The sequence below is a fragment of the Asaia astilbis JCM 15831 genome (assembly GCF_000613845.1).
Taxonomy (GTDB): Bacteria; Pseudomonadota; Alphaproteobacteria; order Acetobacterales; family Acetobacteraceae; genus Asaia; species Asaia astilbis.
This window is the reverse complement of sequence record NZ_BAJT01000010.1, coordinates 126,771-143,178: the sequence shown is the minus strand read 5'-3', so window position 1 is coordinate 143,178 and position 16,408 is coordinate 126,771. Positions and strand designations below refer to the sequence as shown.

9 protein-coding genes and 5 pseudogenes are annotated in these 16,408 nt (G+C 60.0%); 9 read left to right on the top strand and 5 right to left on the bottom strand.

Annotated elements, in window-relative coordinates; genetic code table 11:
- The 8 genes and pseudogenes from infB to JCM15831_RS17910 form a co-directional block, all read left to right on the top strand.
- Positions 1-1,941, top strand: a 1,941-nt coding sequence (infB, locus tag JCM15831_RS09145; protein ID WP_025824041.1) for a translation initiation factor IF-2, incomplete at its 5' end; no start/stop codon positions are given.
- Positions 1,938-2,366, top strand: coding sequence for a 30S ribosome-binding factor RbfA (gene rbfA, locus JCM15831_RS09140; RefSeq protein ID WP_025824040.1), 429 nt, complete (start codon positions 1,938-1,940; stop codon positions 2,364-2,366). The genes infB and rbfA, both read left to right, overlap by 4 nt.
- 15 nt (positions 2,367-2,381) lie before the next feature.
- A pseudogene (gene truB / locus JCM15831_RS17920) lies at positions 2,382-3,333 on the top strand (tRNA pseudouridine(55) synthase TruB).
- A complete protein-coding gene (gene rpsO / locus JCM15831_RS09130; protein ID WP_025824039.1) occupies positions 3,317-3,586 on the top strand; it encodes a 30S ribosomal protein S15 in 270 nt (89 codons plus the stop codon). The pseudogene truB and the gene rpsO overlap by 17 nt, the downstream one beginning before the upstream one ends.
- Before the next feature lie 247 nt (positions 3,587-3,833).
- Positions 3,834-5,986: pseudogene (gene pnp / locus JCM15831_RS17915) on the top strand (polyribonucleotide nucleotidyltransferase).
- 59 nt (positions 5,987-6,045) lie between these two features.
- Positions 6,046-7,476, top strand: a complete 1,431-nt coding sequence (locus tag JCM15831_RS09120) for an NAD(P)H-dependent flavin oxidoreductase (protein WP_025824038.1) — start codon at positions 6,046-6,048, stop codon at positions 7,474-7,476.
- A 31-nt stretch (positions 7,477-7,507) separates the two neighbouring features.
- Positions 7,508-8,089, top strand: a complete 582-nt coding sequence (locus JCM15831_RS22675) for a hypothetical protein (protein WP_232228088.1) — start codon at positions 7,508-7,510, stop codon at positions 8,087-8,089.
- Positions 8,029-9,498 (top strand): FUSC family protein, encoded by a 1,470-nt coding sequence (locus JCM15831_RS17910; protein ID WP_306301833.1) that lies wholly within the window; start codon positions 8,029-8,031, stop codon positions 9,496-9,498. The genes JCM15831_RS22675 and JCM15831_RS17910 overlap by 61 nt, the downstream gene beginning before the upstream one ends.
- On the opposite strand, the gene JCM15831_RS09110 is transcribed toward JCM15831_RS17910, so the two are convergent.
- From JCM15831_RS09110 to JCM15831_RS09090, 5 genes and pseudogenes are all read right to left on the bottom strand, one after another.
- A complete protein-coding gene (locus tag JCM15831_RS09110) occupies positions 9,463-9,885 on the bottom strand; it encodes a DUF1489 family protein (protein WP_025824037.1) in 423 nt (140 codons plus the stop codon). The genes JCM15831_RS17910 and JCM15831_RS09110 overlap by 36 nt on opposite strands.
- 3 nt (positions 9,886-9,888) lie before the next feature.
- A pseudogene (locus JCM15831_RS17905) lies at positions 9,889-10,972 on the bottom strand (nucleoside hydrolase).
- A gap of 138 nt (positions 10,973-11,110) precedes the next feature.
- The gene (gene hemW / locus JCM15831_RS17900) at positions 11,111-12,259 is read right to left on the bottom strand and encodes a radical SAM family heme chaperone HemW (protein WP_035774203.1); all 1,149 of its coding nucleotides are present in this window, start codon (positions 12,257-12,259) and stop codon (positions 11,111-11,113) included.
- Positions 12,260-12,264: 5 nt separating this feature from the next.
- A pseudogene (locus tag JCM15831_RS17895) lies at positions 12,265-14,252 on the bottom strand (potassium transporter Kup).
- A 128-nt stretch (positions 14,253-14,380) separates the two neighbouring features.
- Positions 14,381-15,058 carry a YggS family pyridoxal phosphate-dependent enzyme gene (locus tag JCM15831_RS09090; protein WP_025824036.1) on the bottom strand — a complete coding sequence of 226 codons (678 nt, stop codon included), beginning with the start codon at positions 15,056-15,058 and terminating at the stop codon, positions 14,381-14,383.
- A gap of 78 nt (positions 15,059-15,136) precedes the next feature.
- Here JCM15831_RS09090 and JCM15831_RS17890 point away from each other — a divergent pair.
- A pseudogene (locus JCM15831_RS17890) lies at positions 15,137-16,398 on the top strand (RsmB/NOP family class I SAM-dependent RNA methyltransferase).
- The last annotated feature ends 10 nt before the right edge of the window (positions 16,399-16,408 follow it).

Here is a 16,408-nt window from a genome sequence, read left to right as displayed (position 1 = left end):
CGTCGTGGTGCGCCTGCCGCCCCCAAGAAGACCGGTGATTCCCGTCGTTCGGGCCGCATCGATGTGCGTGCCGCAATCGAAGGTGATGACGACAAGACGCGTTCACTCGCTTCTGTCCGTCGTCAGCGCGATCGTGAGCGTCGTCAGGCTGAACTCGAGCGTTTGCGTGCCGATCAGGTTCGCGTCGTCCGTGACGTGATTCTGCCGGAGTCGATCAGCGTTGCCGAACTCGCCAACCGTATGGCTCTCCGTCAGGCTGAGGTCGTCAAGGCGCTCATGAAGATGGGTGTGATGGCGACACCGACCCAGCTTATCGATGCGGATACGGCTGAGCTGGTCATCAGCGAATTCGGACATCGCGTTCGTCGTGTTGCGGAAAGCGACGTGGAACTCGGCATCGAGGGCGTTGAAGATCGTGAAGACGAGCTGGTTGCCCGCGCTCCGGTTGTGACCGTTATGGGTCACGTCGATCACGGCAAGACCTCGCTGCTCGACGCGCTTCGCACCACGGATGTGGCAGCAGGCGAAGCCGGTGGCATCACGCAGCATATCGGTGCCTATCAGGTAACGGTCCCCAGCGGCGCGAAGATCACCTTCGTCGATACGCCGGGTCACGAAGCCTTTACGTCGATGCGTGCTCGCGGTGCTTCCGTGACAGACGTCGTCATTCTGGTCGTTGCAGCCGATGACGGTGTGATGCCGCAGACGATTGAAGCCATCAAGCACGCCAAGGCAGCTGATGCTCCGATCATTGTGGCCATCAACAAAATCGACAAGCCGGGTGCGAATCCTGACCGCGTGCGTCAGTCGCTCCTCAGCCACGAGATCGTTGTTGAGGCTCTCGGCGGTGATGTGCAGGATGTCGAGGTTTCGGCGCTCAAGCGTACGGGTCTGGACAAACTGGAAGAAGCCATCCTGCTTCAGGCAGAAGTGCTCGACCTGAAGGCGAATCCGAACCGTGTCGCCGAAGGCTCGGTCATCGAAAGCCGTCTCGACCGTGGTCGTGGTCCGGTGGCTACCGTTCTGGTTCAAAAGGGGACGCTCAACCGCTCCGACATCGTGGTGGCTGGCGCCGAGTGGGGCCGCGTGCGTGCCATGCTCGACGACAAGGGACGTCAGCTCAAGGATGCCGGTCCGTCCATGCCGGTCGAGCTGCTCGGTATCACGGGCGTCCCGGGTGCGGGTGAACCGTTCGTCGTTGTCGAGAACGAAAACCGCGCTCGTGAGATCTGCGAGTTCCGTCAGCGTCGCCAGCGTGACAAGATGGCAGCCGGTCGTGCTGCTGCTCGTGGTACGCTCGACCAGATGCTTGCCCGCATTCAGGCAGGTGAGCAGAAGGAAGTGGCTCTGCTCATCAAGGCCGACGTGCAGGGCTCTGCCGAAGCGATCGAAGCCTCGGTGCTCAAGCTCGAGCATGAGGAAGTCCGCATCCGCGTGCTGAACGCCTCGGTTGGTCAGATTACGGAGAGCGACATCCAGCTCGCGAAGGCCTCGAACGCCATCATCGTGGCCTTCAATGTTCGTGCGACCTCGCAGGCTCGTGAAATGGCCCAGCGCGAAGATGTCGACATCCGTTACTACTCGATCATCTATCAGGTGACCGACGATGTGGAGCAGCTGGTCAAGGGCAAGGTCGCGCCTAAGCACCGCGAGAAGTTCCTCGGTTATGCGGAGATCCGTCAGGTCTTCAACATCACCAAGGTCGGCAAGGTCGCCGGTTGCTATGTCACCGAGGGCGTGGTCAAGCGTGGCTGTGGCGTGCGTCTGCTGCGTGAAAACGTGGTGATCCATGAAGGCGATCTGAGCCAGCTCAAGCGCTTCAAGGACGACGTCAAGGAAGTCGCTCGCAACTACGAGTGCGGTCTTTCCTTCGCTGGCTATAACGACCTCCGCGAAGGCGATATGGTTGAGTGCTTCGAAATGGAAGTGATCCCTGCATGAGGGGATCGCGTTCCAAGGTTCCGGGGTTTTCGGGCCCCGGCGACGCCGCCGGTGGCCCGTCGCAGCGCCAGCTGAGGATGTCCGAAGAGGTCCGTCGTGTCCTCTCGGAGATCTTTGCCCGCACTGAATTCCGTGATCCGGAGCTTGTCGACGTGCGTGTGACGGTCACCGAGGTTCGTATCTCGCCTGATTTCCGTCATGCCACGGCCTTCGTTTGCCGTCTCGGACGGAGCGATGTTGACGAAATCCTTCCGGCGCTCAAGCGTATCGCGCCGTTTCTGCGCACCGGGCTCTCAAAGACATTGCGTTCCCGCATGGTTCCCGAGATCCATTTCCAGCCCGATACGGCGCTGGAACATGCGATGGACATGGACGCGCTCATGCGTACTCCCGAGGTCAAGCGCGACCTCGATTCAGAAGACTGAGCGGAGCGACCCATCATGGGACGCAAAAAAGGGCAGGATATCGACGGCTGGCTGGTCGTCGATAAGGACCTGCACACGCTCTACCGACGTCGTCAATAAAACACGCTGGCTCTTCGACGCGAAAAAGGCGGGGCATGGCGGTACGCTGGATCCGCTTGCGACTGGGATTTTGCCCGTCGCGTTCGGTCAGGCGACCAAGACAATTCCCTATATTATGGATGCCACCAAGCGGTATCGATTTACGCTCTACCTCGGAGAGTCCCGCACGACGGATGACCGTGAGGGCGAGGTTGTTGCGACCAGTGAACATCGCCCGTCCGACGAAGCCTTGCGTGCAGCGCTTCCCGCGTTGACGGGTGATATCATGCAGGTTCCCCCTGTGTATTCCGCTCTCAAGGTCGATGGTGCCCGATCTTATGATCTGGCCCGCGCAGGCAAGCCGCCGGAGCTGCCTCCGCGCCCGGCTCGTGTCGATTCCATCATAATGGTTGACCGTCCTGATCGGGATCATGCCATCTTCGAGGTTCAGTCAGGCAAGGGCGTCTATATGCGTAGCCTTGCCCGCGATATTGCCCTGGCGTGTGATACTGTTGGACATATCGCTGTTCTACGTCGCACCAAATGCGGTCCCTTTGAGGAGAAGCATGCGATAACACTGGACAAGCTGGTCCAAAATGACGACAAGGCCGTTGCACTTTCAGCGTTTCTGCGTCCGGTCTCGACCGCGCTGGCCGACATCCCGGCTCTGGCCGTGACTGCCGCAGAAGCACAGGCCCTACGCTTTGGTCAGAGCCTCGCTCTGGACGAGCGTCTCGATCTGATGCTGACGATGCAGGACGGTGACGTCCTGCAGGCCCAGGACGGGAAGTGTCTTGTCGGTTTATGCCGCCTCCAGGAGGGGCGTCTCAAGCCGATACGAATATTCGAGTCGTTTAAATATGGAGACAGAGATGTCGATTACAGTTGAACGCCGCGCGGCGCTTATCGAAGAATACAAGACCACCCCGACCGACACCGGATCGCCGGAAGTTCAGGTTGCGCTGCTCAGCGAGCGTATCGTGAACCTGACGGGTCATCTGCAGACGCACAAGAAGGACTTCCACTCACGTCGTGGCCTTCTGATGCTCGTCGGTCAGCGTCGTAGCCTGCTTGACTACCTCAAGCGCAAGAATCAGGGCCGTTACCAGACCCTTATCGAGCGTCTCGGCCTGCGCCGCTGATTTGCTCGGGCGGGGAGTTTTATTTCCGCCATTGCCCGTCGCCTTTCCGGCGACGGGCCAACAGGCTGCGTCACTGAACGTTGAAGCTGGAGACAGAACCGGCCTTCGGCGTTTCAGGCCACATGGTGACATGCCGGTCCGATCCCGGCCGTTCTTGCCATGCCGTCCGAAACGCTGCCAGCCAGTCAGGGCCCGTTCCCTCCAGTTCTCCCTCTTTAGTGTCTAAGCCTAATTTCAGGACAGAATGATGTTCAATTACTTCCGTAAGGAAATCGACTGGGCAGGCCGCCCGCTCGTCCTCGAGACCGGCAAGATTGCCCGCCAGGCAGACGGCGCTGTCGTCGTCACCTATGGTGACACGGTAGTGCTTTGCACGGCCGTTGGCGCCAAAACCGTTAAGCCGGGTCAGGATTTCTTCCCGCTAACGGTCAACTACCAGGAGAAAGCCTACGCTGCGGGTCGTATCCCGGGCGGCTTCTTCAAGCGTGAAGGGCGTCCCTCCGAGAGCGAGACCCTTATCTCGCGTCTGATCGATCGTCCGATCCGTCCGCTCTTCCCGGACAATTTCCGTAATGAAGTGCAGATCACGGCCACCGTGCTCAGCCACGACATGGAAAACGATCCGGGTCTGGTCGCGCTTATCGGGTGCTCGGCAGCCCTCACGCTGTCTGGCATTCCGTTCTACGGTCCGGTTGGCGTCGCGCGCGTTGCCCTGATTGACGACCAGATGGTCATCAATCCGACGGTTGCCGAAATGAAGGCAAGCGCGCTCGATCTGGTTGTCGCCGGAACGACCGAAGGCGTATTGATGGTTGAATCCGAAGCTTCCGAGCTTTCGGAAAAGGTCATGCTCGAAGCCGTTACGGCCGGTCATGCTGCGTTCCAGCCTGTCATCGATGCGATTATCGATCTCGCCGAGCATGCAGCTAAGCAACCCTGGGACCTCGAAGGTCCGACCAAGGAGCAGATCGCTCTTCGCAAGCGCGTCGAGAAGCTTGGCACCAAGCTGATGGCCGATGCGTACAAGGAAAAGGCGAAGCAGGCTCGCTACGAGAAGATTGCAATCGCTAAGGGCCGTATCATCGAGGGTCTTCAGGAAGAAGGTCTGGATGTCGATCTGGCCAAGCCGATGCTCAAGGAGCTCGAGGCGCAGGTTGTTCGCGGAGCGATCCTGAAGACGGGGACGCGTATCGATGGACGCGACACGAAGACGGTTCGCCCGATCGTGTCGGAAGTCGGTATTCTTCCGCGCGCTCATGGCTCGGCGCTCTTCACCCGTGGTGAGACGCAGGCTCTGGTCGTTGCGACGCTCGGCACGACGCAGGATGAGCAGATCATCGATGCGCTCGAAGGCGAGTACCGCTCCAACTTCATGCTGCATTACAACTTCCCGCCCTATTCGGTTGGTGAGTGCGGCCGTATGGGTAGCCCGGGCCGTCGCGAAATCGGCCACGGCAAGCTTGCCTGGCGTGCGCTTCATCCGCTCCTGCCGGGTAAGGATCGCTTCCCGTACACCGTGCGTATCGTGTCGGAAATCACCGAGAGCAATGGCTCGTCGTCGATGGCAACCGTCTGCGGGTCGTCTCTCGCCCTGATGGATGCCGGCGTTCCACTCCCGCGCCCGGTCGCCGGTATCGCCATGGGTCTGATCAAGGAAGATCGCGGTTATGCCGTTCTTTCCGATATCCTCGGTGATGAAGATCACCTTGGCGACATGGACTTCAAGGTAGCCGGAACGGAAGACGGCATCACCGCGCTCCAGATGGATATCAAGATCACGTCCATCACGCCGGAAATCATGAAGGTTGCTCTCGAGCAGGCTCGTGATGGTCGTCTGCACATCCTTGGTGAGATGGCCAAGGCCATCGATGAAGGGCGTGAGGGCGTGTCCCGCAATGCGCCGAAGATCACGACGATGAACATCGCCAAGGAAAAGATCCGTGACGTGATCGGTTCCGGCGGCAAGGTCATCCGCGAGATCGTCGAGTTCTCGGGTGCCAAGGTTGACATCAATGATGAAGGCGTGATCACGATCGCGGCCTCGAATGACGAGCAGGCCCAGAAGGCAATCTCGCGCATCGAAGGCATCGTGGCCGAGCCGGAAATCGGCCGTATCTACGACGCAAGGTCGTGAAGACTGCCGATTTCGGTGCGTTCGTAAACTTCCTCGGCCCGCGCGACGGTCTGGTTCATATCTCTGAACTGAGCGATGGCCGTGTTGCCAAGACCACCGACGTCGTCAAGCAGGGCGATGCCGTGAAGGTCAAGGTCGTTGGCTTCGATGACCGTGGCAAGGTGAAGCTGTCGATGCGCGTTGTCGATCAGCAGACGGGCGCCGATATCACGGAGAGCGTTGGCGAGAAGCCGGGCCGCCCCACCAGGCAGCGCGACGCTGACTGACCTGCCGTTTCAGGAGAGGGCGGCCATCCGGTCGCTCTTCTCGGAGTACTACACAGATTATGATGTCGATTGATACCGTCCGCATGGCGGGCCGAGACGTTCTTCCCCTTGTTGAGGGCGGGAAAGGTGTTTCGGTCTCGACTGGTATTTCTGCTGGCCATTGGGCCGCAGCTGGCGGCGTAGGCACGGTTTCTGCCGTCAACGCCGATAGCTACGATGCTGATGGCAACCGCATACCCCAGACCTATTCAGGCCGTACCCGACGTGAGCGGCATGAAGAGCTGATTCGCTATGCGATTGAAGGCGGTATCACGCAGGTTAAAATCGCGCGCGAGATTGCCGGTGGCAACGGCATGATCAATGCCAATCTCCTCTGGGAGATGGGCGGCGCCGAGCTGGTGATCGAAGGTATCCTCGAACAGGCCCCCGGTCTGATCGATGGCCTGACCTGCGGCGCAGGCATGCCCTATCGCCTCTCGGAGATCGCTGCACGGCACAACGTGCATTATTATCCAATTGTCTCCTCGGCACGGGCATTCAACGCCCTGTGGAAGCGCGCCTATCATAAAACGGCAGAGCTTCTTGGAGCGGTCGTTTATGAAGATCCCTGGCGCGCCGGTGGTCATAACGGACTGTCGAACACCGAGAACCCGCTCCTTCCCGAGGATCCGTATCCCCGTGTCGCGGCGCTGCGCAAGGCGATGAACCAGTTCGGTCTTCAGGCCGTGCCAATCATCATGGCCGGTGGTGTCTGGTGGCTCGAGGAGTGGGAGCACTGGTTCAATAATCCCGAGATCGGCCCGATCGTCTTCCAGTTCGGCACACGTCCGCTGCTGACGCAGGAAAGCCCGATCCCCGATGCCTGGAAGCGACGCCTGCGTGACCTCAAGGAAGGCGATGTCTATCTCAATCGCTTTTCGCCGACCGGATTTTATTCCTCTGCCGTGAACAACAGCTTCATGCAAAATCTGCGGGGCCGTTCAGAGCGTCAGGTTGCCTATAGCAGCGAGCCCGTTGGCGAGCATGATACAGGACATGGAATTGGCGCACGCAAGCGTGAGGTTTTCATGACGGCGACCGATCGTGAGCATGTTCTGGCATGGGAGCGGGCAGGGTATACCGAGGCTATGCGCACGCCGGATTCGACTCTGGTGTTCGTGACGCCTGAGGAGAGCCGCGTGATCGTGGCCGAGCAGGTAGCCTGCATGGGCTGTCTGTCGGAGTGCCGCTTCTCCAACTGGAGCCAGCGGGGGCCGAACTACACCAATGGTGCCAAGGCCGATCCGCGCTCTTTCTGCATTCAGAAGAGTTTGCAGGACATCGCGCATTCCGATGACAGCGCAGGTCAGGCGGCAGCAGATGCTGTTGTCGACAATAACCTCATGTTTGGTGGCACCAATGCATGGCGTTTCGGAACCGATCCGTTTTATGCTTCCGGCTTCACGCCGACAGTCAGAGAGCTGGTCGAGCAGATCATGACGGGGCGCTAAAAGCCCCTCTTTTGCAAAGGAGCGTTACGGCATGGTGAAGGGGCCAACCCGACTTTCAGCCAAACGCCCCTTTGCCTCTCTCCTGACCTCTTCCACCAATCATCTCGCGCGTTATGCGATTACGCTTTCGCCGGAACAGTTGAGCCTTCACGAGGGCGCGCGCGCGGCTGTCGTGACCGCGCTTGCCCTCAGCCCGTCCCTTTTTTTCGATCAGCCGATACTGGCCTGGATCGCTTTTGCCTGCTTCTGGGCGTGTCTGATCGACCCCGGTGGGCCTCATCGAGAGCGGTTTCAGGTGCTCGGCGGATTTACCCTGGCAGGGACGGGGCTGGTCTTCACGGTCTCCTCATTGAGCATTTTCGGTCCCGTCGCGATCCTGCGCTCGTGGCTCTTGTCGGTCTGGGGTGTGGTCTCGCCCGTGCTTTCTCGCCTGCCGTCATGCAGCTCTGGGTGCTGGCTGGATGTGCGGCCATGGCAGCGACCGGGTTTCCCGTCTCTGTCTGGCGCGCTGCCGAAATCTCCGGACTGTTCTTTTCTGGCGGCGCGCTGGCGATGCTGTTTTGCCTTGTGTTGTGGCGACAGCATCCTTACGCGCCAGCCAGACGGAGTCTGACGGCAACCTTTTATATTCTCGATTTGATGGCACGAGAGCTTTCGGCTGGACGGCTGCGGGAGACGGTGCATCGGCAGGCAGCGCGAAACGCCATCGAACGAGCCCGCTCCATGGTGATGGTGCTCGATGCGCGACACGGGAATTTTCGCCTGAGACGTCGTATGGAAGCGGCCTTGATGACGGCTGAACGTGTCTTCACAGCACTTCTTGCCCTTGAGCATCAGGCACAATCCGGCCTCCTTGGTACCGAATTACAACCGCTTCTGATGCGCCTCGGAATGGCGTGCCATGAATGTATGCGTCAGGTTGCGCGTCCCGAGCCAGATTTCACAATTCTGGGTCAGGTGATTGAGACGCTCGTAAGAAAGGCCCGCCTTGGTGGGGGGACCCATGCGAGGCCGATCCTTGCCTGCGCTGAAGCATTCGAACACCTGATCGTCGTGTGTTCCCGTCGTCACCATGAGGCCGAAATCGCAGAGGCAAGCGATCTGCGAACGTTGACGCCTGCCATATGGCGTCACGCCTTGCGGTTGTCTCTGGCTTTGACCCTGACGGAGATTGTCTGCCTCTATGGTGGGGAAGGGTTTTCTTATTGGGCGCTGATTGCCGCATTGCTCGTCATGCAGCCAGCCGGGAATCTCACGCTCGTGAGGAGCGTCGAGCGCGTTATCGGGAGCATCGGTGGAAGTCTGCTCGCCGCACTCTGCGCGCTTTTTCTGCCTGGGAAGCCAGCATTGCTGGGTATCGCGGTCTTTCTCTCTCTGGCCGCGATTGCGACGCGCGCCGTCAATTATACGATGCTAGTCTTTTTCCTGACCGGCCTGGTCGTTGTGATTGCCGAGGCCGTGACGCCGGGAGGGGGAATTATCTGGGCCCGGGTGCTCGATAATCTGATTGGCAGTGGGATCGCCCTTTTATGCGTTCTAGTTCTTTGGCCGCAGCGCAACGATGTAGATCGCGATGCTCTTCTGAAACGGGCGATCATTGCAAATTTCAATTATGCCAAACTGGTTCTGCGGGGTGACACGCAGCCTAGTGAGACCGACAAGGCGCAACGTCAGGCGGGCACCGCGACGATTGCAGCTGAGTTCTCACGAGGAGGCCTGCCTCTCTTCGGGGGGCTTGCGACGCAGCTTCATGACGATGCTTCGCTGGCCCGGCAGGAGACACTGAGAGCCCTGCGGCGTCTGAGTGGTGAGCTGACCCTATATCGCTTTGACATGCAAAACGGGCTACGAGCGCCGAACCTTCAGGAAGCTTCCTGTTTCGAGAAGGTTGAGCGGGATCTTGAGCGAGGGGAGCCTCTCGATGAGATCACAGGGCTGTTGCAGGACGAGATATTCCTGCAGCGTGTCAGCAGAGGCAGGGGAACCTCAGATCAGGCACAGCTCGGAGAGGCTACGGCGTAAGGCGGCAGGCAGCTCCTCAATCCCGGAGATTGTCGCCGAAGTTCCGAGATCTGCCGGAGCGTCGTCGGGCTTGAGATAACGCCAGCCCTGAAACGGTCGCATGGCCCGTGGATGAACCGGGATAATCTCGTCGGTCACCAGAATATGCGTGCCGAGCTGTCCGTCAGGACGCGTGAACGGTCTGAACCCGACAACAGGCTGACGACACAGGATCAACCCACCCATCACGCGATAGAGTGAGCCCTGACCGCTGATCTCGTCTGCCTGTTTGGGCATGGTGCGGGTACGGATGACTCCATACCCTTCCACACGCTCACCGCGCTGCATCCAGGCGGCAAGTTCGTCGAGCGTCGTACACCCGACGACAAGCTTGATGATGTGCAGCAAGGCTCAGTGTTTTCCCATCAGCCCTTGCGCCCAGACGGCGTATTGCTTCTTGAAGCGGGCCTTGTCGATGGCCTGTACAATTCTGACCTTGCGAACCCCCATGGCTTTGGGCGCGAGTGAGTCGGGCCAGACATAGGCGTGACCGTAGCCAATACCCTTGCCGGTTTCGACATCCATGTAGGCATCCTGGGTCTTGGTGACCAAAGAGGGGTCTGCGACGATAGCGCTCGTCACCTCGTCCCACATGGCCAGAGGCACATAGTATTTCACCAGATAGTCAGTAACCGGTGTCTTGTGATTCTTGGCGATTGAGTCGACCTCATCTTTCGAAAGCACAACATCATTGGAGACATTCGCTACCGAGGTGATGCGCGCCCAGGGCGCTGTCAGCGTGATGTGAGCGGCCTCCGGGTCGAAGATGAGATTGAAATCGGAGCCGTTATCGGCATTCCCCGTGACTGACATCATCGAGAGGTCGAGATAGCCGCCCATGAAAACGAGCTGTTTGGCAGTGCTGGCAAAGCTCGGATCCAGACGAATGGCGAGGGCGAGATTGGTCATGGGACCTGCCTCGAGGATCGTCACCTGATGGGGATGAGCATGAACCTGCTGGATCATGAACAGCGCGGCCGGGATGCCCTGCGGCTGAAGGGCGGGAGCACCGTCAGGGGTGGTGGCAATCGCGGGCTGCGTGTCCGGAGTCTTGCTCATGGAGCCAAGCCCGCCCCAGGCGCTTCCAGGGAAGCGTGCCGAATTGCTGTTCCCGCAGGCGGGTGAGCGCCACGGTGTTGATCAAAGGCTGGGTCGCGCCGTCATAGACCGGAACATCGCGATGGCCCGAAATCTCCAGAAACCGGCGGATGCGCGCGCTCTCTGCATTCTCCCAGTCGTCACCGGCGACCACAGTCAACCCGAGCGGTTTGAGTCTGGGGTTGTTCAGAAGAGGGATGACGGACTGGATGTTGGAGCCGCCCGGGCCCAGATAGTCATTATCGGCGATGACCAGTTCGGGGCCGGTAGGGGTCTCGGCATGAGCCGAGCCGATCGTGACGGCTGCAAGAGCCAGACTGGCAAGAAAACGACGCATGGAAAACTCGTACTCCAACAAAGGGGGAGGGATCCCCGAAGAACGCTTCTAGAGCATTGGCTCGACAAGGAAAGTATCCGGTCGGTCGCTTCGTTCCGGCTGAGTTGAGATTAATTCCTTCTCGAGACCGCAGACAGATCAGAGAACGAGGGCACCCAGCAAGGCTTCGAGCCTTACGCGCCCTTCATTTGTGGCGATCAGGCGCTGATCGGTCTGGATCAGGTACCCTTCGGCAAGCGCTGCTTCGAGAATGACCGGATCGACACACGCCTCGAGGGGGCGGCCCGAACGCTCGGCAAACCAGTCGAGCGCAATACCTTCACGCAGTCGTAATCCCATGAGCAAGGCTTCGCGTCCGCGTTCTTCCACGGAGAGAGGGACTTCCTCGGTCGAACCATTGCCGCGTTGCTCGACCCGGTCCGCCCAGATTTCGGGCGCACGATGGCGACGCGTGGCATGCAACGCCCCCTCCAGGGTCAGGCGTCCATGAGCACCAGGACCGATTCCGATATAGTCCTGATAGCGCCAATAGGTCAGATTGTGCCGGCTCTCTGCACCGGGACGGGCATAATTAGAGATTTCATAATCGATCAGACCGTGTTCGGCAGCGATCTCGGCCGTCTTTTCATAGAGAAGCGCCGCATCGTCATTCTCGGGCAGGACAAACTGCCCTTGACGATAGAGCCCTTCGAATTTCGTGCCCTGCTCGATTGTGAGTTGGTAGAGCGAGAGATGATCGGAGGCGAGATCGAGGGCGCGGTGCAGTTCCGCTTCCCAGGCCGCAAGTGTCTGCTCAGGCCGTGCGTAGATCAGATCGAAGGACAGACGGGGGAAAAGCGTTCGCGCTGTCTCGAGTGCGGCAATGGCCTGAGAGGCAGAATGTTCGCGACCCAGAAAGCGCAAGGCGCCTTCGTCGAGACTCTGGATACCTAGAGAGACACGATTGACGCCTGCTTCGCGAAAAGCAGCGAGTTTGCCCCGTTCGACGCTCGTCGGATTGGCTTCGAGCGTGATTTCCAGATCGTCAGGCGCGTCAAAGAGCTGTCGCGCGTCTTCGATCAGCGTCGCCACGGTCTCCGGCTTCATTAGCGAAGGTGTACCGCCACCAAAAAAAATCGAGCGCAAGGGGCGGCGGCCGGTGCGCGCGGCATCCGATGCGAGCTCCTGCTTCAGAGCTGCCGTAAAGCGCTCATGCGGAATCTCGTCGCGGACATGCGAGTTGAAGTCGCAATAGGGGCATTTTGCCAGACAGAACGGCCAATGCACATAGAGCGAAAGCGGCGTCAGATCGCTCAGATTGCAATCCTCACGCCCAGCTCGACCACGCGATCCGGTGGGATACGGAAGAACTCGGTGCTGGAGGTCGCATTGCGGACCATCACAAGGAACAGCCACATGCGCCAAATCGACAGTTTTGGCAGTGAAGAACGCACGACGAGTTCGCGCGAGACGAAATAGGACGCCTGAATGGCATCGAACTCGACCCCGGCCGCATTCAGTTCTTCAAGCGCTCTTGGGAGATTGGGCATCTCCATAAAGCCGTAACGGATGATCACCCGATAGATATTGGGTGCCAGCTCCTGCACCATGGCGCGGTGACCCCGCTCGGCTTCCGGCTGGTCGAGGTTTTGCACGGTCACGAAGAGAACGTGGTCGTGCAGCACCTTGTTATGCTTGAGGTTGTGTAAAAGGCAGGTCGGCACTGTATCTGGATTGGCCGTCAGGAAGACAGCCATGCCGGGAACGCGCACTGTGCGCGACTGCGGCAGGCGTGCGAGGAAGGACGCCATGGGCAGGGAGTCGGACGATTGACGGGCTCGGATGAGGCTGCGCCCTCGTGACCAGGTCGTCATGAGAATGGTCGCCGAGACTCCGATCGCGAGCGGCACCCATCCTCCATCGGGGATTTTCAGGACATTGGCGGCAAAGAAGGTGCCGTCGCTGAGAAGGAAGAACCCGAAGACGAGACCCGCCAGAGGCGCGCTCCATTTGAAGACGCGGCGAAAAACCACCATGGCGAGGATGGCTGTGCACATGAAGGTGCCGGTCACGGCGATACCGTAGGCCGCTGCCAGAGCAGAGGAGGAGCGGAACGAGATCACCAACAGGATCGAACCGATGGCCAGCACCCAGTTAAAGACAGGCAGATAGATCTGCGCTTCTTCAGCCGCATTGGTATGGGTGATCCGCATGCGAGGCAGGTAACCGAGCTGGATGAGCTGTCGGCACAAAGAGAACCCGCCCGAAATTCCCGCCTGGCTGGCGATGACCGTCGCCATCGTTGCCAGAAACAGAAGCGGGATCTGCGCCCATCCCGGAGCGAGATGAAAGAACGGGTTTTGCAGGGCTGCAGGATTGCGGAGCAACAGGGCGCCCTGACCGAGATAGTTCAGGGTCAGTGAGGGCAGAACGAAGAAGAGCCATGCATAACGGATCGGCGCGCGTCCGAAATGCCCCATATCGGCGTAAAGTGCTTCGGCCCCTGTCACGGCAAGCACAACCGATCCCAGCGCGATAAAGGCGAGCCAGCCGTGATAGAAAACGAACTGCGCTGCGTAAAAAGGAGAGAGCGCGGCAAGAATGGCCGGTGTCTGTGCGATGGAATGTATGCCCATCACCGCCAGCGTCAGAAACCACACCATCATGATCGGTCCGAAAGCGCGGCCGATCTTGCCTGTGCCCAACGCCTGCGCACTGAACAGGGCGATCAGGATCATGATGGCGACAGGGATGATGATATGCGACGCCGAGGGGACGGAGACCTCGATTCCCTCAATGGCCGAGAGGACAGAGACCGCTGGGGTGATGATGCCGTCACCGAAGAAGAGGCAGGCACCGCCAATGCCGATGATACCAAAAATCCACCGGAATCTGGGCGATTTGCAGACGCGCTGGGCCAGCGACATCAGCGCGATGATCCCGCCTTCTCCATCATGGTCGGCGCGCATCACAAGCATGACGTATTTGAGTGTGACAACCAGCATCAGCGCCCAGAAAATCAGGCTTTCGATGCCCATGATTTCCCAGCGTTCCGCAGGGTGACGGATCGAACCGACGATCTGGACCGAGGCCTGAAAGGCATAAAGCGGCTCGTGCCGATATCGCCATAAACGACGCCGAGAACACCCAGAAGACCGGCCAGTCCTACCGGTGCCTTCTTGTGCGGGTTTCCGGTTGCACCAAACTCACGGATCGGGCCCTGTTCGCCGGTCGCTATCTTCACACCCTGAGGGGCGCCAGCGTTAGCCGAACCTGGCTGTCCGTCAGGCCTGTCTGTCATTTTTATTCCCACTCATGGCAAGCTCGCTGCGTGGCACACATAGATGTGAGCGATCAGTGACATAAGGCTTGCCATACGATGGTTATTCCGGCGACTGCAAGCATGGCGTGGATCAATAATGGCAGAAATCAGGCCGTCGGGCGGCTACCGAAGATGGCCGTGCCGACCCTGACGAGCGTGGCCCCCTGTCCAATCGCTGTTTCGAAGTCGGCCGACATGCCCATCGAGCACTCGGTTAATTCGTGTCCATGTGCAAGCTGAGCCAGAAAGGCAAAATGAGAGCTCGGGTCTTCGCCTTCAGGAGGGATGCACATGACGCCTTTCAGGGAGCCGCCAAAGCGCGCCTTGCATGAGGCGATAAACGCATCCGCCTCCTGACGCGGGATGCCGGATTTTTGGGGCTCGTCACCTGTATTGACCTGAACGAAGAGGTCGGGGAGCCGACCGGCCCGGTCAGCCGCGCGTGAGAGGGCATCGACAAGAGCGGGTCGATCGACGGACTCGATGACATCGGCGAGACGACAGGCCTCTGCCGCCTTGTTCGTTTGTAGGCTGCCGATGATGTGAAGACGCAGATCCGGCCATTGCTCCCGCAGCGCGGGAAACTTGTCTTTTGCTTCCTGCACCCGGTTTTCGCCAAAGAGCCGTTGTCCTGCTTTCAAGGCCTGTTCGATGGCGCTGGCGGGATGAAACTTGCTGACGGCGACAAGCCTGACGTCGCCTTGCGGGCGATGCGCGGCCTCGCTGGCGCGGGCGATGCGGGTGCGGATGCCGTCGAGACGGGAGGAAAGCGTGTCGTTTGACATGGCCGGTTCCGTAAGTTGTTGCTGTTCGGGTGCGAGAAGGGGTAGCGCGCCGCTTCGCGAAATGCCATTGGCAAGGCAATGTCCAAAGCACCTTCACAGATTCCCGCCGATCCAACACGCGATCTGCCTTCGATATCCTCTGCGGCGTGGTCGAGCACCGGCGCATGCTGGAGACTACCCTCGATCGCAGTCCGCTGACCGATCCCCGTGATCGGGCCAGTGCGCATCGGCTCGCTGCCACGGTCCTGCGTCACATGGGCAGCATGACGGAGCTGCTCCAGCCCTTGCTGCGTCGTGAACCGCCCGCTCCCGTGCGGTGTGCCCTTCTGATGGGTGTGGCCCAGCTGCGTCATCTGGAAACGCCGCCGCATGCGGCTGTCGGGACCATCGTCTCTCTGTTGCGTCGTCGTGGACTGGCTCCGTTCGCAGGTCTGGCCAATGCCGTGTTGCGGCGCGTGGCGCGAGAGGGTGATGAGCTGTCAGAAGGTCTCGATGCGGACCGTCTCGATGTGCCAGCCTGGCTTTGGTCCGCTTGGGGCAACCGTGCGCGTGACATCGCTGCGGGATTGCATCGTGAGGCCCCGATCGATCTGACCTTGCGTCCGGGAGCGACGGCTCCTGAAGGCGGCGAGGTTCTGCCCAATGGAAGCGTGCGTTTTGTCCCCGGAACACGCGTGACCGAATTGGCCGGCTTCGACGAAGGGGCTTTCTGGGTGCAGGATGCGGCGGCGACCATGCCGGCCCGTCTGCTGAATATCCAGCCCGGGCAAAGTGTCGTCGATCTCTGTGCGGCACCTGGCGGTAAAACGGCCCAGCTCGCCGTGGCCGGAGCCAAGGTGATCGCTGTCGAACGCGAGGAAACACGCGCCAAGCGGTTGCAACAGAATCTCGATCGTCTGGATCTGGAGGCGCGGATGGTTATTGCCGATGCGCTCGAATGGCAACCAGAAGAGAAAGTCGATGCGGTCCTGCTGGATGCCCCGTGTTCGGCCACGGGGACATTGCGTCGTCACCCTGACGTGCTCTGGGTCAAGCGTCCGCGCGACGTGCTCGCTCTGGCCAAGGATCAGGATCTGTTGATCGATGCAGCAGGTGCCATGCTTAAACCGGGCGGCGTGCTGCTGTACGCGGTCTGCTCGCTTCAGGATGAAGAGGGCCCCCAGCGTGTTGCTGCCGCGCTCAAGCGGGGCTGGGTGCTCGAGCGTTTTACGGCAGAAGAGCTTGCCTCCATGCCCGAAGCTTTGACAAAACAGGGAACATTCCGCACGCATCCCGGTATGTGGGCTGAGCGCGGCGGAATGGATGGATTTTTTGCAGCACGGCTCCGCAAGAGCGCCTGAAACCGAGCTG

Excerpts from the sequence above, each read along its gene's own strand:
- rbfA (WP_025824040.1), top strand. The coding sequence starts at position 1,938 with ATGAGGGGATCGCGTTCCAAGGTTCCGGGGTTTTCGGGCCCCGGCGAC.
- rpsO (WP_025824039.1), top strand. The coding sequence starts at position 3,317 with ATGTCGATTACAGTTGAACGCCGCGCGGCGCTTATCGAAGAATACAAG.
- JCM15831_RS09120 (WP_025824038.1), top strand. The coding sequence starts at position 6,046 with ATGATGTCGATTGATACCGTCCGCATGGCGGGCCGAGACGTTCTTCCC.
- JCM15831_RS22675 (WP_232228088.1), top strand. The coding sequence starts at position 7,508 with ATGGTGAAGGGGCCAACCCGACTTTCAGCCAAACGCCCCTTTGCCTCT.
- JCM15831_RS17910 (WP_306301833.1), top strand. The coding sequence starts at position 8,029 with ATGCTGTTTTGCCTTGTGTTGTGGCGACAGCATCCTTACGCGCCAGCC.
- JCM15831_RS09090 (WP_025824036.1), bottom strand. The coding sequence starts at position 15,058 with ATGTCAAACGACACGCTTTCCTCCCGTCTCGACGGCATCCGCACCCGC.